Genomic DNA, 18,443 nt, shown 5'->3' on the forward strand with positions numbered 1-18,443 from the left:
CCCCATCCGATCACGAGCGTGCGATCCGTCGCGATAGCCGTCGAGGACCTGCCCGTCGCCAGGGGCTTCTACCGCGATCTCTGGCAGCTCGACCTGGTCACCGAGGAGCAGGACAGGAGCTACTTCGGGTCCGGATGCCCCAGCAACTACATCATCAAGTTGCGCCAGAACGACGTCGCCGGCATCGAGCTCACCACGTTCGACGTCCGGGACCGTGCCGGAGTGGACCAGTTGTTCGAGCGGGTCGCTCAGAGCGGTACGAAGATCATTCTCGAACCGGGTGACCGTGCCGACTTCGGCGGCGGCTACTCGTGTGCCTTCTTCGACTGCGACGGCCGGGCCATCGAACTCGCCACCGAGGTCGAGCAGCGTGCCCACCGCCCGATCGAGCGGGGCGAGTCGCGGCCGAAGTTCATCAGCCATGTCGTCTTCAACACCACCGATGTGAACCGGGCGGTCGCCTGGTACGGCGAGGTCCTCGGCTTCAAGGTCTCGGACTGGCTCCAGGACTTCTTCTGCTTCCTGCGCACCGGAAGCTGGCACCACATCCTGGCGTTCGCCCATTCGAAGCACACAAGCCTCAACCACGTGTCGTTCGAGCTCAACGGGATCGACGAGTTCATGCGCGGAACAGGACGACTGATGCGCGCGGGCGTCCAGCCGCTGTGGGGCCCCGGGCGGCACGGCGCCGGGGACAACACCTACTCGTACTTCCAGGAGCCGTCCAGCGGGTTCGTCATGGAGTACACGACCGAACTGATCCAGATCGACGAAGAGCACGGCTGGGCCCCCAAGGTCTGGGGCACCACCCCCGAGGAGCAGGACCAGTGGGGAACCGCCAACGCCTTCGACGAGCTGATTCTCGCGAAGATGTCCCCCGCGAACGACCCCGTCCTGTGGACGCCGCCGAGCATCTGACGGCGCATTCCCCTCCGCCCCGCTCGGCCCCGGTGCTGTTCCCGGGGCCGAGCGGGCCCATGAGCCTGCCGGGCCGGGAGCCCCCGGCCCGGCTTCAGTCCAACCGCCAGCCCAGCGCGTGGGACAACGACCGGGCCAGATCGACGATCCCCCGGACGGCCGCGGCCGAGTGCTCCCCGCCCTCGTGGTAACTGATGGCCGCGGCCGAGGCGACGACCTCTCCGTTCCGGTCACGGATCGGTGCCGCCACCGATGCGCTCCACACCGTCACGTCCTGCGCCGTCACGGCGTAGCCATTCCGCCTCGTCCTCTCAAGCCGCTCGCGCAACTCCTGAGGGTCCGTGATCGAGAACATCGTGAGCGGCTCCAGGGGTGATGCGAGGTACTCCTCGACGACTTCCGCGTCGGCGTAGGCGAGGAGCACCTGGCTGCGGGCCCCGGTGTGGAGTGGGTAGCGCCTGCCCAGCATTGAGGAGGCCGTGATCGAGTCGGCCGGGGTACGGGGCTCGACGCTGGCTATCGCCGTCGAGAACGCACCATCGCGCTCCGCGATCTGCACGAAGCCGCCCATTTCGTCCGCCAGGGCACGCATCGCGGGCAGGGCGTTGTTCAGGAGGGCGTGGTTGCCGAGGTAGGCGGCACCGATCGAGAACATACGACGGCCGACGTAATGGAGCCCACTGTCCTCGTCGCGCCGGACATAGCCGCTCCCCCGGAGGTAGGTCAGGGTGCGGTGGGTCGTCGCCCACTTGGAACCCAGGGCATCCGCCAGATCTTTGGCTCGCATGGGTCGCTCGGCGAGCAGCTCAAGGATCCGCATCCCCCGGTCCATGCTCTGCAGGGTGGGCGCCGGGGTCGATTCCTTCGTCTGTGACATGCAAGCACGCTACCAAGCCGAACAGAGTGTCCACTCTATGGGCACTACGTCAGGCGGGCGCCCCCTCCCCACCGTCACACCGCCTGAAGCATTGACGCTTCACCCTCATGATGGATAGCGTCTCCGTACAGTGGGCATGATATCCACTATCTGGATGCGCATGTTCCCCTCTTCTCCGTGAGACCCATCAGCGTTCCACGCCCCGAACCCACGCCGCGGACGACTACCGCAAGCCACCGCCGACGAAGAGTCGGCTTCGTGTCGGCCGTGGTGGCGCGGACCAGGCCGAACCTTCCCCGCCGTAGCGGCAGGTCGGCGACGGCCGAGCGCTTTCGATTCCCCCAGACGGCAGGAGTGAGCAGGTATGAGTATCAGTGACGGCTGGACACTGTTGTCCGAGGCGCCGGCAGTGGCGAGAAGGGTTCGACGGGCGGGCGACATCACGGACGCCGTCGGCCCCAGGAGGTTCCTGCACGCGGGCCCCCCGCTGGGACAGGACGACCTCGTCGGCCCGATGCGCGGCGCCGTCCTCGGCGCGCTCATCCTCGAAGGCGAGGCCGAGGACCTGCGGGCGGCGGAGGAACTACTCGACTCCGGTGGGGTGACACTGGCACCGTGCCACTCTGCCGGCGCGGTGGGCGCGATGGCCGGCATCATCTCCCCCCGTATCCCCGTCGTCGAGGTGGAGGGGGCTGACGGACGGAGGGCGTTCTCCCCCCTCAACGAAGGTCTGGGCGAGGCCCTACGGTTCGGCGCGACGAGCGATCGGGTGGTGGCACGCCTCAGATGGATGGGCGACACCCTCTCCCCCGTACTCGATGACGCACTCACCGCCGTGGGCGGGGTCGACGTCGTCGCGCTACAGGCGGAAGGGCTGCGCCGCGGCGACGAGTGTCACAACCGCAACGTCGCCGGCACGGCCGCCCTGCTGGCCAGGCTCGCGCCGGCCGTGGTCCGCAGGGCCCCCGACCCGGAGACCGCCGCTGCTGTCCTGGAGTTCCTCGCGGGCAACCCGCACACCTTCCTGTCCTTCTCGATGGCCGCCGGCAAAGTGATCGGCGACGCCGCACATGCCGCGGCGGACGCGCCCGGGCTGGTCACCGCGATGTGCTCGAACGGCAGACGCATGGGGCTGCGGGTGAGCGGCGTGGACGGCTGGCTCACCGCGCCCGCTCCGACCGGGCGACCGAAGGTGTTCTCCGGCTTCACCACCGCAGACGCCTGCCCCGCGATGGGCGACTCCTTCATGACCGAGACCATCGGCCTCGGCGCGTTCGCCCTGACCGCGGCGCCGGCGATCAGCTCCTTCATCGGCGGCACGCACGAGGAGGCCGTCGAACTCGTCCGCTCGATGCGGCGGATCTGCCGGGGCGGCAGCAAACGGTTCCTCATCCCCTCCGACGCCTTCGCCGGCACACCCGTGGGCATCGACGTCAACCTCGTCTGCCGGACCGGGATCACCCCCATCGTCAACAACGGCTTCGCCCACCGTGAACCGGGAATCGGCCAGGTCGGCGCGGGCCTCACCCGGCTGCCGATCGAGCCGTTCCTCACGGCGCGCGACACCTTGGCGGCACCCTCCGCGGCATCGGCCTGACGCAGCCGGAGACCCCACCGCCCGTACACCGCCGGAAAGCACCAGGGAGAAGGATGGCGATCCATGAACGGTCCGCGCGTACTGCCCGGGAGGGCCCGACAGGCCGGGACGGCGGGCCCGACCGCCGTACACACCACGATGCGACGGCGATCTCGACGGCCGTGCGGGCCGGTGCCCGATCGGCGGAGGAAGTGTGCCGCCGGGCTCTGGCGGCCGCGGTGGCGGCCGACGGCGTGTTCTGGTCGGTGGACCCGACGGTCGTGGAGGCGGCGCGCGACATCGACCGCCGTGCCGCACGCGGGGAGCCACTGGGACCGCTGGCAGGCGTACCGGTCGCAGTGAAGGACAGCTTCGATATCGCCGGGCTGGACACCACGCTGGGGCTGCGGACCCCGGTCCACCGGGCCGAGCGCGACGCGGAGGCCGTCGCCCGGCTGCGCGCGGCGGACGCCGTGGTCATCGGCAAGACGGCGATGGACCAACTCGGTTGGAGCATGACCGGACAGGCTCCGGGAAGACCGCCGTGCCGCAACCCCGCCGTGCCCGGCGCGCTGCCCGGGGGCTCGTCCGGCGGGTCCGCCGCGGCCGTCGCTGCCGGGATCGTTCCGCTGGCGATCGGCGGCGACACGGCCGGATCCGTGCGGGTGCCGGCGGCCTGGTGCGGAGTGGTCGGCATGAAGTTCTCCCACGGCGGCGTGGGACTGGACGGCTGCGCCCGGCTGGCTCCCTCGATGGACTCCGTCGGCGTGTTCGCCACCTCGGTGCGCGACTGCCGGTCGGCCGCCGAGGTACTGGGAGTGACGGGCCCGGACCGCGCCGATCGGCGCCCGCGCATCGGCGTTCCCACCGGCCTGGAGACGCACGGTCCGATGGATGCCAGAGTCGCCGGGGCGTTCGGGGCCGCCATGGAGCGCCTCGCTGACCTCGGTCACACGATCGTCGAGGTCCCCTTCGAACTCCGGCCACGGGGGGCGGGGCGTGTCCTCACCCATGAGATGGCGGCGTACTGGGCCGGCCGTGTCGCGCCCGACGAACCGGACCTGCTGTTCGCCCTCGACCTCGGCACCCGGATGGACGCCGCCACCTACATGCGGGCGAGGGAGGCCGTCGCACTGACCACCCGTCAGGCATCAACGACGTTCGCCCGGGTCGACGTCGTCGCGCTGCCCACGGCAGCGATCCTGCCACCTGCCCTCGCCGAGCCCGCAGCGGTCCTGGACGCCTCACGGTTCACCCGCGCGGCCGGCGCGTACGGATGGCCGGCGATCTCCGTACCCCTCGGCCCAGGCGCCCCCTCCATCGCGCTCCAACTGATCGCCCCGCACGGAGAGGACCACCAGCTCATGAACTGTTCCGAGCGCCTGTGGAAGGCCGTCACATGCTGAAGGCAGCCACCAACGAAACGCCACCGGTACTGTGGACGCCCTCCGAGGAGTGGGCGGCCGCCAGTGGGCTCACCCGGTTCCGACACTGGCTGGCACGGCACCGGGGCGTCGACTTCGGTGACTACGACGCGCTCTGGCACTGGTCGGTCGACGACATCGAGGGGTTCTGGAAGGCGATCTGGGACCACTTCGAGGTGCGTGCCGACGGCGACCCGACGCGGGTGCTCACCGGACGCACCATGCCCGGGGCCCGGTGGTTCCCCGATGTCGCCCTCAACTACGCGGAGCAGATCCTCACCGGACACGACCCCGGGCGGGTGGCGATCGTGTGCGCGTCCGAGTCACAGCCGCCGGTCGAGGTCACCTGGGCAGAATTGACTGACCGCGTGACGCGGGCCCGGGCCGGACTCGTGGCCGCCGGCGTGGGCCGGGGCGATCGGGTCGCGGCCTACCTGCCCAACACGATCGAGGCGGTGGTCGCTCTGCTGGCGACGACGAGCCTCGGGGCCATCTGGTCAGTCGTCGCTCCCGAGATGGGGGCGAAGAGTGCGCTGGACCGCTTCCGGCAGATCGACCCCTCGGTGTTGATCACCGTCGACGGATACCGCTATGCCGGACGGGAGTTCGACCGCCTGGACGTCGTGCGTGAGATAGTCGACGGCCTGCCGACGCTCGACCGGGTCGCCGTGGTCGACCAGTTGCGTCCCGGCAGATCACTCATCGGGCTCCGCTCCGCCGCCCCGTGGGACGACTTCTGCACCGACGGAAGGCCCCTGGCGTTCGAACGGGTGCCCTTCGACCACCCGTTGTGGATTCTCTACTCGTCAGGAACGACGGGTGTACCGAAGCCGATCGTGCACGGTCACGGTGGCATCGTGCTCGAACACCTCAAGAAGCTGCATCTCCACATCGATGCCCGCCGGGACGACCGGATTCTGTGGTTCACGAGCACAGGGTGGATGATGTGGAACCTCCTCGTCGGCGGCCTGCTCACCGACGCCACGATCGTCCTCTACGACGGAAGTCCCAGCCATCCGAACACGGAGGCGATGTGGGACGTGGTGGCCACGACAAGGACCACGTGCTTCGGCACCAGCGCGGGCTTCCTGACCGCGTGCCGCGCCGACGGCGTGCGACCACGGGACGGCAGGAACCTGTGGCGGCTGCGCGCGGTCGGCTCGACGGGGTCACCGCTCACGCCCGAAGTCTTCGACTGGGTCTACCAGGAACTCGGCCCGGACCTGTGGCTGTTCTCGTCCAGTGGCGGCACCGATGTGTGCACGTCGTTCGTGGGAGGCGTTCCGACGGTGCCGGTGGTACGGGGGGAGTTGCAGCGCCGGTCACTCGGCGCGCCCATCGCCGCCTGGGACGACGGGGCGCGCCCGGTGATCGGTGCGGTGGGCGAACTCGTACTGACGGCGCCGATGCCCTCAATGCCGGTGATGTTCTGGGGTGACGCCGACGGCAGGCGCTACCACGACGCGTACTTCGGCCACTACCCGGTCGAACCGCCTGTGTGGCGGCACGGGGACTGGATCGAGATCACGCCGTACGGCGGGGTGGTCATCCACGGCCGTTCGGACTCGACGATCAACCGCGGCGGGATCCGCATGGGCACCAGCGAGCTCTACCGGTCCGTGCTGACGCTCGACGCGGTGGTCGACGCGCTGGCTCTGGACATCGCAGGACCGGACACGAACTCACGGCTGGAGTTGTTCGTGGTCCTGGCGGCCGGACAGGAACTGGACGGGGAGCTGAAGCGCGCGATCACCGTGCGGCTGCGCACGGACTGTTCCCCACGACACGTTCCCGACGCCGTGCACCGGATCGACGAAGTGCCGCGCACTCGGTCGGGCAAGCCCCTGGAGGTTCCGATGAAACGGCTGTTGATGGGGGCCGAGCTGGACAGCGTCGTCGACCGCGATGCCGTGGTCAACCCCCAGGCGCTGGAACCCTTCCGGCGGCTGGCCGAGGAGAGGGCGGACCGGCGTGCGCACTGAGCCGGGCCCGTGCCCGGCCGTCCGCGTCGAGGAGGTGGAACCGGGCATCACCGTCGTCACACTCGACAGGCCCGGCAGGCGGAACGCACTCGACGCCCGGACCCTCGACGAACTGACCCGTGTGCTCAGTGACCTCGACGCCCGCGCAGTGGTCCTCACCGGCAACGGACCGGCGTTCTGCGCCGGCTACGACCTGCGCAGCGTCGCCGGCCCGCGTTGGGAGCAGCTCGCCGAACAGTTGATCGCCCATCCCGCGCACGCGGTGTTCGATGTGATGGAGAGCTGTACGTATCCGATCGTCGCCGCGATCGACGGACCCGCCCTCGGGGGCGGCCTTGAGCTGGCCTCCTGCTGCGACGCTCGCGTCGCCACCCGCGACGCGTTCTTCTCCGTACCGGCCGGCGATCTCGGCCTCGTGTACTCCGACACCGGGGTGCGCCGGTTCGCTTCGGTCTGGGGCGGCTCCCTGACGCGCGAGATGCTGCTACTGGGACGGCGGGTGGACGCGAGCCGCGCATGGCGGGCGGGAGCCGTCGCGGAGCTGGCCGACGACGGTGCCCATGTCGACGTCGCGTTGCGACTGGCTCGGCGCGCGGCCCGGCTCGCACCGCTGGCCAGCGCCTCCAACAAAAGAATCATCGGTGGCGTACTCGATCCGGCGCCGCATCGCCCATCACTCGACGCCGGCCGCCTGCGCCGGGCCTGCTTCGCTCCGGACGGCGAACTGCGCACAGGGGTGGAGGCGTTCATCCGCAGCGGTGCGTCGCGTCCGGTCGGCCCCGACCTCCGGGACAGGTGAGGTCCGAGCAGGCGAAAGGGGCGCGTACAGCGGCAGGTCCGTCGCGCTTTCGACAGAGTGATGACCACGGAGCCCACCACCGGTCGTGTGCCCCGCCCTCCCGTGCTGGTCAGTGACGAACACAAGAGAACGCACCACGGTGTCCGTCCCCCGCGGCCTCGCCATCGCCGCCGCGCCTCGCACGATCCGTACGCCGCCCTCATGGGCCTGTGTGGAAACGGAAGGCTCCCGGCGGGCGGGGATAGATCTCTTTCCGCTGTTCACGGCGGGCGAAGGGGGTGAGCCGGAGGCAAGTTGGAAGAGGCGCCGCATAGCCATTGACGAGACTCCGTCCGCACATTTACCGTCTCGGACACAGTATCCAACTAGATGACTCCGTATCCACTAAGTGGATACGGAGTCATGGAGGAAAGGTGGCGCAAGCCCCATGGCCAACCGCATCGTCGACCTCTCGATGACCGTTGACACCGATCCGACCCTCGACGGCAAGGGGGTGACGCTCGTCCCCCACTCGGAGGGAGCCAAGTGGAACAAGGACAACTACGACATCGACCCGCAGGACTGGCCGACCCCCGGTGAGGCGTACGCCATCTGCAACCTCGACATCACGGACCACACAGGCACACACATGGACGCCCCGTGGCATTTCGGTCCGCGGATGGCCGATGGCTCCCGACCGAAGACCATCGAGGAATGGCCGCTCGAACGCTGCATCGGCGACGGCGTCGTCATCGACATCCAGGACTGTGCGGACGGCGAGGAGGTGTCCCTCAAGAAACTCCAGCAGAAGTTCCGCGACATCGACTACACGCTCAAGCCCGGCGACATCGTGCTGTCGATGACCGGCAACGACAAGTACTTCGGCTCGGACGTCTACACGACCCGGGGCGGCGGCATGAGCCGCGAGGCACTGGAGTGGATGCTCGACCAGGGCGTCACCACCGTGGGCACCGACGCCTGGAGCTACGACCGACCGTACGCCGCGTGGGCCGCGGACTACCACGAGCACGGACACGACCCCAAGTTCCTCTGGCCCTGCCACCTGCTCGGACTGGAGAAGGAGTACGTACACATGGAGAAGATGGCCAACCTCGACCAACTGCCGCCGCACGGTTTCCAGGTGATCGCCATGCCCCTGAAGATCGCAGGTGGCACCGCCGGCCCGGTACGCGCGATCGCGATCGTCGACGAAGCCTGACATGGCCAGGGACCTCACCCTCGTCACCGAGGTGCCCAAAGTCCTCTCCGGGACCGCCTGGCACTGGGCGGGCACGGTGGGCGAACTCGTCTTCACATCAGGACAGATCGGCTGGGACGAAAAGGGAGACGTGGTCGGCGCGGACGACGCCATCGCTCAGACCGACCAGGCTTTCACCAACATGGCCCGCACCCTGGAGGCCGCCGGCAGCTCGATGGACCGGATCGTCAAGATCACGGGCTTCATCGCCAAACCCGAGGCGCTGGAGGAGATCAGGTCGGTCCGTGACCGGTGGCTGCCGACCCGCCCGCCCTCAACCTTCGTGTTCGTCACGGGGCTGGTGCAGCCGGACCTCATCGTCGAGTTCGAGGCGATCGCGGTGAAGAAGCCTTAGCCGCAGAGTGCCTCCCCCGGCAAGGACGTGGGGGAGGCACCGGGCATCCGCACCGCCCGCAGGCCGGCTCCGACTTCCTGACACCAACCGTCACCGGGTCGGGCGCCGCTCTCCCCCACCCGCCCGGACGGCGACGGATCGAGTTCCACGGAGCCATCCGCCTACGGCGTCTCCTGCTCATCCGCGACGACTGCGCCTCCCGGCGGGGGGACAGCCGGGTATCCCATGTGCCGCTCTCAGGGGCACCACATCTTCGAGAAGGGATGTTCCCCGCCCATGTCCGAAGACATCTATGCCACCCGATGGCACATGCTCGCCCTCCTGGTGGCCGGGTATGTGGGCCTGACGCTGAACTGGTTCAACATCGCCTCGGCATTCACACCGATCAGCGAAGAACTGGGAACCTCATTCACGCAGCTCGCCTTCCTGATCGCCCTCTTCCTGATCGGATACGGCGTCGTCCATGTTCCTGCCGGACTTCTCGCCACCCGGCTGGGGCTGAAGCGCACGCTCGTCCTCGGTATCGTGCTGCAGAGCGTCGGCGGCATACTCTCCGGGATCGCCGTCGAATACACGGACCTCGCGATCTACCGCGTGATCGCCGGTATCGGCGGATCCATCTTCCTCTCGGTGTCGGTTGGCGCAGTCACCGTCTGGTTCCGGCACCACGAGATCAACTTCGCCCTGGGCATCACGGGCGGTGCCGCCTTCAGTGTCGGAACCGCGCTAGGGCTGTACGGGTGCGTCGCCCTCACCGATGCCTTCGGCTGGCGAACGATGCTGGTCTCCTGCGGGGTCCTCAACCTCATCGTCGCCGCTGCCGCCGCCGCGTGGTTCAGCACCCCGCCCGGTGTGGCCGGTCTCGCCGGTACTGAGATCACCCGTTCGGGCCTCACCAAGGCTTTGTGGGACCGGCAGTTGTGGATCTACGGCGGAGCCATCGTGGGGGTGTACGGCGCGTACATCACCGTGTCGCAGCTGATCGGCGAGTACGCGATCGACGAGCTCGGATTCAGCAGCGGCCAAGCGGGGGCCCTCGGAGCGGTGTTCGCCCTGGCCGGGATTCCAGGCAGCCTGGTCGGCGGGTATGTAACGGACCGGCTCAAAAACTACCGCCTGGTCATGGTCGTGCCATTCCTCGCGATGAGCGCCGCCCTGTTCCTGGTGCCCATCCGCTCGGCCCCCCTGCTGTGGTTCCTCTCGGCCCTGATCGGATTCCTGTTCCTCTTCGGCTTCCCGGCATGGCTCTGTGTCCCCTCCAATGTGTCCCGGATCGACGCCGAGCACATCGGCACCGCGGTGGGTGTCATGCTCACCCTCGCCGCGATCGGCGGCTTCATCGGCCCCGTGGTCTTCGGGAAGGTGGTCCCCGCCGCAGGCTACAGCGCCGGCTGGGTCACGCTGGGTGTCTTCTCCGTACTCACCACGCTGATCGGCCTGCTCGGCCGTCCCGGACCGGCACCCGCCCCCACCAGCATTCCTTCCCGGACCACGGGCACTGCCTGACCCCTCGGATGTGCAGGACCGCCACCCTCGGTGTCTGTTACCTGCTGGACGGGCTAAACGCCCCTGCCCCCCCCCGGGGGGGGAGGCATCCGGGTTCCGCACAGGCCGCTACCTCCGACACCGCGTCCGTACGGGGCGAGCCGTCAGACCGGCACCACCGCAGCGGACACACGGCTTGTACCCGACCGCTCGCGCGTCACCACGCAGCATCCAGCTCGCCCGCTTGGCATACCGACCCCTGCCCGATGCCAGTCCACAGGCATCATCACCCTGAAGGGCTTCCCGCCTGCCCGGATCGCTCCACCGCACCAGGACAGCAGGCTCGTCGCGTCGGTCCACGCCTTCGTCCAGGTAGCACTCGTGCAGGTACCACTGGGCGTCCAGCCGCCCGTTCGCCTGCGTTGCGGGAAGTTCCCTGCCGCGCATTCCGCGTACTCCAGTTCTGTCGGCAAGCTCAACGCACCCCTTGGGCGCAGCGGCGCCGAGCCGAAAGCTCCAGTTCGTTCCCGCGGCCTCTTCATCTTCTCCAGCCGTCAGGTCGGTTGCCTCAGCCACGAGTCGAGAGCCACATAGTCGCGGTCAGTCAGGCCATGGCAGGGATCGACACGATGGAGCATGGCCGGCCCCTGATGATGGGCAGCGACCCAGGACCGATCGATGTCGGTCACCTCGTCATCGGCCCAGGCGAACGGGCGTCCCGCAGCCCACTCGACGAGGGCACGGGTCTTCCAGTGCAGTCCGTTCCGTACGTCCTGGTCATCGATGTCGGACGGCTCCGGCCAGGCCACCACGGCCAGCTACGGCAGACCGATGCGGGGCGCGATGCACTCGTTCGCGTCCGCCATCCATGTCGTCGCCCAGACGAGCTCGCACGGGAGTGCCGCCAGCCGGGGTCCGTGCTCGGGATTGATCCTGGTCAGGAGCGGATTCGCGTCGGCACCAGCCGGTTCAGAACCCGTCGCACAGGTCGGATACGGCTGGGCCACGGCCCCGAACGGAATGAGCGGCCCGATGCCTCACCAGGGGGAATCGTTCATCGCGTCGCACGCCCTCCTGTGCCGGGGGCACCGTCGGCAGCGGTCGGGGTTGTTCGGTTCCCGGTCTGCGGACTCTCCGGCTGAGGACGGGGTCTTGGGCAGGTCACCGGCGTGTGCGGTCCGTCCCCGTCCGGTTGCTGGCAGGGCGCGGGGCACATCGTCGGTGGTCGCGCTCGTCAGGTGCGTGATGACACAGCCGCAAACGTGGCGGTCTCCTCATGCCGCACTGGCGCGGCCGGGCGCGAGCCGCCAGGGCCCTGGGTACTCGTCGCCGCAGGTAGCGCAGTAGGCCAGGTAGAGCGCGGAGGTCGGCCCGAGGCTGTCGGACGGGAGGGCTGCCAACTGCCGACCCTCGATGACGGTCACGAGTTCCGCCCAAGCGTTCCGGCACACGCACCCTGCCGGGACCTCCGGCCAGGCGGTCACGCCTGGGTCCCGGCCTCGGGCGGGTCGGCGGGGTCGGCCGCCCGCCATTCCCGCGGCTTGCGCGCGGTCGCCCGCTCGACCGCGGCGACGTCACCGTGTCCGTAGCAGGTGCGGACTCCGGAGACGGACATGCCGGAGGCAGCGGCCAGGTCGGCCAGCCTGTAGGGGCGGGGGCGGGTGAACTCCCTCCCGTAGGCCACCAGTCGGCGAATCTCGGCCTCGGCCTGCTCCTTGCGCGAGCGGGCGGCACCGATGGCGGACATCAGCGGCTCATTCCCCTCCGGGTCGGAGTCCGAGGCGCCTTCCAGGTTGAGGACCAGTTCCTCGCGGGCGGATTCGACGTCGTGGCGGACGTCGCTGTAGACGTCCTCCGGAATGTCGCCCGGCTCCGGCATGGCGTACACGATCGCGGCGATGTCGTCGTAGATGTTCATGCATTACAGATTACGCAACAAATTGCGATGAACGCAATACCTTGCGACGGATGAAACTCGTTCGGGTCTGCGAACCCGGCGCGGGAACCTCGAACTCGTCCACGTCACGCACCGCCCCGACCAGGGTGGGACCCGGCTATGAACGGGGCTGTCCAACACGACTCCGCCGCCGTGATCACTGCAGTCGCATCAAGATCGCCCCGCCACCCCGGACTCGATCAGACCCCTACGTGCCGGAATTGCGGTGGCGGTCTCGCCATTGGCCGGTACGGTACGACGCAGAACCAAGAGGGGGGATGAACCGGTGCGCCCAGCACTGCTGGTGGATGTGGACGGACCGCTGAATCCGTATGCCGCGAAGCCGCAGCGCCGGCCTGAGGGCTATCAGACGCACCGTCTGCTGACGCCTCACTGGGAGGCCGCCGAGCGGCGCCGGCTGATGGAGTGGGGGCTGCCGCACAAGCACGTGAAGCCGCTGCGGGTGTGGCTCAACCCGGATCACGGTCCGGCGCTGGAGGCCCTTCCCTTCGACCTGGTGTGGGCGAGCACCTGGGAGGAGGAGGCCAATGGTTTCATCGCGCCAGTCCTGGGACTGCCCGAGCTGCCTTTCATCGCCTGGTCCTCTCCGAGGCCCGAGCCCGGCGGTGGTGTGTTCTGGAAGACGCCGGAGATCGTCGCGTGGGCTAAGGGCCGCGCTTTCGCTTGGGTCGACGATGAGGTGACAGAAGCCGATCGCGCCTGGGTGAAGGACCACCACCACGGTCCCGCCCTAGTGCACCGAGTCGATCCCCGATGCGGCCTCACCACCGACGACTTCGCCGCACTCACGGCATGGGCGACCTGCCTCGACTGACTTCACCGCCGGTCGGCAACCGCCCCCGACGCCATCGCGCAGGACCATAAGGGGACAGCCCTTGGCCTGTCGCTTCCCGGGGGCATGACCCCGACCACTCAAGCCCTGCCCCTTCCGCATCCGATACACCGCATGTCCAGGGGACGTTCACGATCGTGTGGCGGTCTCACACTCCTGCCTCTGCGGCTGCCGCAGCCGCTCGGTCATGGGCGTGCTGCGGTCGTACGAGTCGACCCGGGGTCCGTCGCCGAATACTGCCAACTCCGCGCTGAACTGCGGCGCGAAGTAGCCGGTGACCGGGCCGCAGCCACCGTTGGCGGTGTGGACCGGGTAGGAGACGAGGGAGAGCGTTCCGGGCTGGGTGAGCACCTTCGTGGGGTTGTCCCAGTCGACCACCACCTCGCGTCGCACGATGGTGCGCGCGACCTCGTCGCCGCCCGCCGAGCGCGCGAGGGGGTACACGAAGGTGACGTCGGCGGTTACCCGGAGCGCGCGGTCGTCACCTTCCCGGAACGTCATGCGTCCTCGTGTCCTGACCTGGTCCCCGACGAGGCGTACCTGCTCCGGCTTGAACCGGCTGAAGAGCATCAGTGGATTGTTCGTCCGGTCCGGCGAGCGGAAGGCAGCCCCCAGATAGTCCTTCACGTCCTGCTGGTGGGGGTTGATCAGCGCGATCGCCTTGCTGGGGCGCTCGCCGCGCAGTACTCCCGGGTTCAGGTTGGACGCGGCGAGGAAGGCGCGGGACCGGTTCAGCGCCTGCGCCACCTGCGCCGTGCTCATCCAACCGGTGGCCCTGGTAGCGGCCGACGGGGTTGCGGGGGTGGACGAAGTGGCCGGCCATCCGGTCCTTGCCGCGGCCGGTGTCCGTGCGCCAGCCGGGTGTGGGAGCGTTCAGCCAGGCGGCAACGGTGTCCGTCAGGAAGGGGTACTGGTCGCGGTCCGCTCCGCAGGCTTGGGTGACCCTGTTTCACGGGGTACGCGCCTACGGTCTGTTCGTCAGTCGGAGAGGTCGACCACGTTGGCTTTCGGGGGCTCGACATTCAGCGGGGTGTCGAAGTCGCTGAAGGAGGTAACGTTGCGGAAGTCGGGGCTCTTGTACACGACCCGGTAGATATGGGCTTTGCCTTCGGTCGCCACGTGGAAGGTGTACGTGGACCCCTTGTCCGCCTTGTCGGTGACGATCAGGCTGGTCGTCGGCACTCCGTCGATCTTGCCGCTCTTGCCCTTGACGGCCTTCCCGAACGAGGCGAAGTGGTGGGTGCAGTCGGTCAGTCCGTTCTCGCCGGCAGGTGTGGCCGGGTCGACGGTCGTCTTGGCCCAGTTCTTTTGGTCCTTCAGGCCCTTGGTGACCATGCCGGAGAGTTGCATGTGTTTCAGGTTCGGCCGAATGTAGTCGGTGTCGCCGATACGGATCTGTTCAAGCTTCTCGCCTGTGCTGCCAGCTGACGTGAAGGAGCAGGTGCCCTTCAGGTCGGTCCTCATCCGAGTGGAACCCCAGCGGTCCTCCTCCATGGTCACGCGCCCGGTGATCGTCACCGCCTGGAGGGACTTCATGGTCTTGTTCGCCTCACCGAGCATCTGCGCAGCCGACCGCTCCCGCGACTCTGCGCCCTCGGAGCATCCCGACAGCGCCGTGGCCAGCGCGATGCACGCAACGCCGAATGCCGTAGTACCAGATGATATTCGCACGATCGTTCCCCCAGAGTTGAATCGATCATGATAGCGGCGCCGGCGACCCCGCCCACGCGGATGACCGCAGGGAGCTTGGTTGGTGGAAACACCGACGGCGATGAGCGGCACCTGCCGGCTGCGTGGGGTCTGAGTCGATGCTGCCGCTCGTCTTGACTGTGGCGGATGGCTGAAGCAGGTTGTTTAGCGGCCAAAGCGTCGTCGGCGGGCACTGGAGGAGCAGGCTGGCAAGTACGGAGCCGGGCCGATCTCGGGCGGCTGATGCATGGCGAGGACGCCGTCGCCCCATGGGGCCCGCGTGTCCGGCCTGTCCTGCTGCTCGCACCAGACACCCGCCCGCCTGCATCTGGTCCCCGAGGAGCGAGTGTGCGTATGCCACCCTTACTGGTTAACTTGCCTGCCCGGGAGCAGCGGTACGCCCGTGCCCCTTGGCCGGTGCCCGAAGGTGATCGCCACCCAGCGGCGGGCGTGTCCGGCTACTGCGCCGCTCCCCCCACCGGGGCGGCGGCTTTCGAGGCCGTCCGCGCCGTCACCGGATCCTGGTGGGAACAGTCCTGGCCGGACGAGGAACGCATGTGGCCAGGTTGACCGAGATCGCCGCGGCCCGGGTGGCTGCTCTACTTCAGGACAAGGCGCCGCCAGGTCTCGGCCGTGAACCGCGACACGATCACCCCTGGACCGGCCGAGAGGACCGGTCAGTGCGCCGCCGTCCCGAACGTGTCGGGCGCACCGTATATCCGAGTGATGTGGGCCGGACGAGCGGAGGGCCGGAATTGCTCTGGTGGGCCGCACGAGCGGACGGCACGATGCCGAGCGTGCGGGCAGCCGGAGCCACTGGGACTGGGGTCAGGAATATATGCGCAGAGTCGGGATGGGCGTACTGGCGGGACTGGTACTCACGGCGGGGGCAGTGGGGTGCGGGTCGGAGAGCGGCGGGAGCCCGGTGCTCTCGGAGGCATCGCCCGCGCCGTCGCCGTACCGGGGTCCGCTGTGGATAGAGGACAAGGGGGGCGAAGAGGCCGTTGGAAAAGAGACGGCGTACGACCCGTCATCATGGGGAACGGGGGCGGCCGGACGGGCGGTGCAGTGCGTGGCGAAGCTCTACGGCGGCGGGGCCTCCGGGCCCTGGAGCGAGCAGGACGGCGGTGAGTCCCCGGAGGAGGGGCTGAAGCTGTTCTTTGAGATGGAGCAGCCCGAAGTGCCCCTCTTCGGCTACCGCGTGGAAAGGACAGAAGGGGAGCGGGTGCTCTACTCCTTCGATGTAAAAGGTCAAACTAAGGTCGCCGTGATCGTCGCCAGGAACCGGGCGGACCGGCCTGGGTGGGGACCAGAGACCTCCGCCTGGTGCGACCCGGCGGAAATGCCGGTCGGCTTCGCCGAATCGAAGTCGTACGAGGTCTGGACCGACCGCGACGGGGAACGTGTGCCCGTCGGCGAGCTAAGCAGCCGCGCCGGTCCGGAGCACTGCGACTGGCAAGAGGCCCACTTCCTGGAGGCAGGCGCGGAACCGGACCGGCGAATGTATGCCCGGGACCCGGACGGAGTGCTCCCCTCCGAGATGCTCAAGTCCCGCTACGACGGGAACGTGACCATGCCCGGCGACGCCCTTAACACCGGCTACCGGCTGAAACACTGGGAACTGTCGCTGGCGGCCGACGGATCCAATGCCTATATCCGCACCCCTGACGGGGTGGAGGCATGGCCAGCCGTCAACGAAGGCATGGGCTGCGCATGAAGACGGAAGACCGGCCCTCCCGACAGCTCCGGGGCCGATGTACGCGTCGGTGACGGCCAGCCTGGATCGCTGAGGCGTTGGGCACGCCGATCCTCCACCTGGGCACCCGGCCCGGACGGCTCAACAGCGCTTCCCGGCCGGTCGCATTCTGCCGGGAACGCGCACATGGGCGATGATGACAACGACCGCTCCTCCCTCACCTCCGTGCTCCAGCGCGCACTCAAGGCGTACCTCCCAGCCCACGACGACGTCGACAGCATCGGCACCGAGGACCTGGCCGCGCAGCTCGCGAGCCGCGCCGAGAGCCACGTCGACCTGTAGCCCGCCTGCCCACCCCGGTGTTGGTGCTTCACCCCTGCCCCTTGCGTCCAGATCCGGCGCCTGCGTCCGATACGGCGGGCGGGTCAGCGGGCGCGGTCGTCGTAGGCCGTGAGGGTCAGGGCAGGGCGGTCATCGCGGCCTGGGCGTGGTCGGCGTCCAGGCCGGGGGCGAGGGTTTCCAGAACTGCGGCAGCCGACACCCGCACCGCACGGGGCAGTCCGTCAAACGCGGCGAGCCGGCGCGACGGTACGGCAAAACGCCCGTTACTCGCCGGTGACCCCGTTGAGGGTGAGGGGAAAGACCGCGGCCTGGTACACGACGATGGCAGCGCTGACCCCGCCGGCGATGCCCTCCCCATACCCGTCAGCCTGCCGAACCACGAGAGCCACGGGCGAAGACGCGAGCTGGCGGAAGGCCGTCATAGGGCGGCGAGAGAGCCAGGGGCCGATCCCCCGCACCCAGCCCAGCCACTCCCCCAGCCACCAGAGCCGCCGTCCAGCCGCCCCACAGATACCCGAACACAACGCCACACACATCACCAGCACGAAAGTCACCATCAGGTGCATACGGGCCACGATCGAGAACGTCATGCCGGAAGGGCCGCTCCAGCAGCGGTCCGGCGTAGGTCTCCTGCCAGCGGGAGCGCGGTGGACGGGCGGCGTTGCCGCGTCCGGCAGCGGGTGCGGTGCGGTAGGCGTCGTAGCGTTCCAGCTTGGCGATCAGGAGCGGGTAGGACATCGTGCGGTCGATCTCCACGAACGCCTGGGAGCCATTGTTCAGGAGCACGACGCCGTTGGGGAGCAGGCCGGGGGTCGGGTTGGGTGACCTCCAGCTGCCAGGCGGCTTGGTCGGCCGCCTGCGCTTGGTGGAAGGCGATGACGGTGTCCGCCAGGGCGAGGCCGTGCTACCGCAGCCCCCTCCTCGCCGCGACACGCTTCCCAGTCGCCCGGCCGTCCCTCGGTGCGAGCTCGCCGGAGGCGGCGGCTTCCGCAAGCCCGGCCGGGGTGCAGAACCAGTAGCTCTGCTGCGCGCGATACGTCCGGCCGACCAGAGGCGGGGACTCGGCGAGCAGGTTCCGCAGCACCCGGCGGACGTGGTCAGTGCCCTGCTGCTGCGGCAGGAGCAGCGTCTTCAGATGGAGAGGGGGCGCCAGGCGCAGCCGGGCGAGAGTGCGGAGGGCTTCGCCGCGGATGTCCGCTCCGGCCTTCGCCACGGTCTTCTTCCGGCGCCGGAACGCTTCTCCAGGCACATTCATGCTGGGAGTAGAAGAGTTG

General features: G+C 68.9%; 17 protein-coding genes and 1 pseudogene. 11 read left to right on the forward strand and 7 right to left on the reverse strand.

Annotated elements, in window-relative coordinates; translation table 11 throughout:
• Positions 1 to 18 precede the first annotated feature (18 nt).
• A complete protein-coding gene (locus ACH4S7_RS20595) occupies positions 19 to 918 on the forward strand; it encodes a VOC family protein (protein ID WP_398522651.1) in 900 nt (299 codons plus the stop codon).
• 94 nt (positions 919 to 1,012) lie between these two features.
• On the opposite strand, the gene ACH4S7_RS20600 is transcribed toward ACH4S7_RS20595, so the two are convergent.
• Positions 1,013 to 1,795, reverse strand: a complete 783-nt coding sequence (locus tag ACH4S7_RS20600) for an IclR family transcriptional regulator (RefSeq protein ID WP_398522652.1) — start codon at positions 1,793 to 1,795, stop codon at positions 1,013 to 1,015.
• Between the two features lie 364 nt (positions 1,796 to 2,159).
• On the opposite strand from ACH4S7_RS20600, the gene ACH4S7_RS20605 reads away from it, so the two are divergent.
• The 7 genes from ACH4S7_RS20605 (at position 2,160) to ACH4S7_RS20635 (ending at position 10,674) form a co-directional block, all read left to right on the forward strand.
• Positions 2,160 to 3,392, forward strand: coding sequence for a DUF1116 domain-containing protein (locus tag ACH4S7_RS20605; protein ID WP_398522653.1), 1,233 nt, complete (start codon positions 2,160 to 2,162; stop codon positions 3,390 to 3,392).
• A 53-nt stretch (positions 3,393 to 3,445) separates the two neighbouring features.
• A complete protein-coding gene (locus ACH4S7_RS20610; RefSeq protein ID WP_398522654.1) occupies positions 3,446 to 4,777 on the forward strand; it encodes an amidase in 1,332 nt (443 codons plus the stop codon).
• Positions 4,771 to 6,777, forward strand: coding sequence for an acetoacetate--CoA ligase (locus ACH4S7_RS20615; RefSeq protein ID WP_398522655.1), 2,007 nt, complete (start codon positions 4,771 to 4,773; stop codon positions 6,775 to 6,777). The genes ACH4S7_RS20610 and ACH4S7_RS20615 overlap by 7 nt, the downstream gene beginning before the upstream one ends.
• Complete coding sequence (locus ACH4S7_RS20620; protein WP_398522656.1) at positions 6,767 to 7,576, forward strand: enoyl-CoA hydratase/isomerase family protein; 810 nt, start codon at positions 6,767 to 6,769, stop codon at positions 7,574 to 7,576. The genes ACH4S7_RS20615 and ACH4S7_RS20620 overlap by 11 nt, the downstream gene beginning before the upstream one ends.
• A gap of 427 nt (positions 7,577 to 8,003) precedes the next feature.
• Positions 8,004 to 8,774 carry a cyclase family protein gene (locus ACH4S7_RS20625; protein WP_398522657.1) on the forward strand — a complete coding sequence of 257 codons (771 nt, stop codon included), beginning with the start codon at positions 8,004 to 8,006 and terminating at the stop codon, positions 8,772 to 8,774.
• A 1-nt stretch (position 8,775) separates the two neighbouring features.
• Entirely contained in the window at positions 8,776 to 9,168 is a 393-nt protein-coding gene (locus ACH4S7_RS20630) for a RidA family protein (RefSeq protein WP_398522658.1), read from the forward strand.
• 276 nt (positions 9,169 to 9,444) lie between these two features.
• On the forward strand, positions 9,445 to 10,674 hold the full coding sequence (locus ACH4S7_RS20635; RefSeq protein WP_398522659.1) for a nitrate/nitrite transporter: 1,230 nt from the start codon (positions 9,445 to 9,447) through the stop codon (positions 10,672 to 10,674).
• 533 nt (positions 10,675 to 11,207) lie between these two features.
• On the opposite strand, the pseudogene ACH4S7_RS20640 reads toward ACH4S7_RS20635, so the two are convergent.
• Together ACH4S7_RS20640 and ACH4S7_RS20645 are read right to left on the reverse strand one after the other, a co-directional pair.
• Positions 11,208 to 11,687 (reverse strand): annotated as a pseudogene (locus ACH4S7_RS20640) (hypothetical protein).
• A gap of 446 nt (positions 11,688 to 12,133) precedes the next feature.
• Positions 12,134 to 12,571, reverse strand: coding sequence for a hypothetical protein (locus ACH4S7_RS20645; protein ID WP_398522660.1), 438 nt, complete (start codon positions 12,569 to 12,571; stop codon positions 12,134 to 12,136).
• 304 nt (positions 12,572 to 12,875) lie between these two features.
• Here ACH4S7_RS20645 and ACH4S7_RS20650 point away from each other — a divergent pair, with 304 nt between their 5' ends.
• Positions 12,876 to 13,424 (forward strand): hypothetical protein, encoded by a 549-nt coding sequence (locus ACH4S7_RS20650; RefSeq protein ID WP_398522661.1) that lies wholly within the window; start codon positions 12,876 to 12,878, stop codon positions 13,422 to 13,424.
• A 147-nt stretch (positions 13,425 to 13,571) separates the two neighbouring features.
• On the opposite strand, the gene ACH4S7_RS20655 is transcribed toward ACH4S7_RS20650, so the two are convergent.
• Positions 13,572 to 14,204: a hypothetical protein gene (locus ACH4S7_RS20655; RefSeq protein ID WP_398522662.1), complete on the reverse strand. Its 633-nt coding sequence runs from the start codon at positions 14,202 to 14,204 to the stop codon at positions 13,572 to 13,574.
• Between the two features lie 216 nt (positions 14,205 to 14,420).
• Positions 14,421 to 15,002, reverse strand: coding sequence for a hypothetical protein (locus tag ACH4S7_RS20660; RefSeq protein WP_398522663.1), 582 nt, complete (start codon positions 15,000 to 15,002; stop codon positions 14,421 to 14,423).
• 1,201 nt (positions 15,003 to 16,203) lie between these two features.
• Here ACH4S7_RS20660 and ACH4S7_RS20665 point away from each other — a divergent pair.
• Both ACH4S7_RS20665 and ACH4S7_RS20670 read left to right on the forward strand, forming a co-directional pair.
• Positions 16,204 to 16,848 (forward strand): hypothetical protein, encoded by a 645-nt coding sequence (locus ACH4S7_RS20665; RefSeq protein ID WP_398522664.1) that lies wholly within the window; start codon positions 16,204 to 16,206, stop codon positions 16,846 to 16,848.
• A 165-nt stretch (positions 16,849 to 17,013) separates the two neighbouring features.
• Positions 17,014 to 17,169, forward strand: a complete 156-nt coding sequence (locus ACH4S7_RS20670; RefSeq protein WP_398522665.1) for a hypothetical protein — start codon at positions 17,014 to 17,016, stop codon at positions 17,167 to 17,169.
• Between the two features lie 263 nt (positions 17,170 to 17,432).
• On the opposite strand, the gene ACH4S7_RS20675 is transcribed toward ACH4S7_RS20670, so the two are convergent.
• On the reverse strand, positions 17,433 to 17,759 hold the full coding sequence (locus ACH4S7_RS20675) for a hypothetical protein (RefSeq protein WP_398522666.1): 327 nt from the start codon (positions 17,757 to 17,759) through the stop codon (positions 17,433 to 17,435).
• 314 nt (positions 17,760 to 18,073) lie between these two features.
• On the reverse strand, positions 18,074 to 18,424 hold the full coding sequence (locus tag ACH4S7_RS20680) for a hypothetical protein (protein ID WP_398522667.1): 351 nt from the start codon (positions 18,422 to 18,424) through the stop codon (positions 18,074 to 18,076).
• Between the last annotated feature and the right edge of the window lie 19 nt (positions 18,425 to 18,443).

Origin of the sequence: Streptomyces sp. NPDC020965, from assembly GCF_044333555.1 — a bacterium.
Classification (GTDB): Bacteria; Actinomycetota; Actinomycetes; order Streptomycetales; family Streptomycetaceae; genus Streptomyces.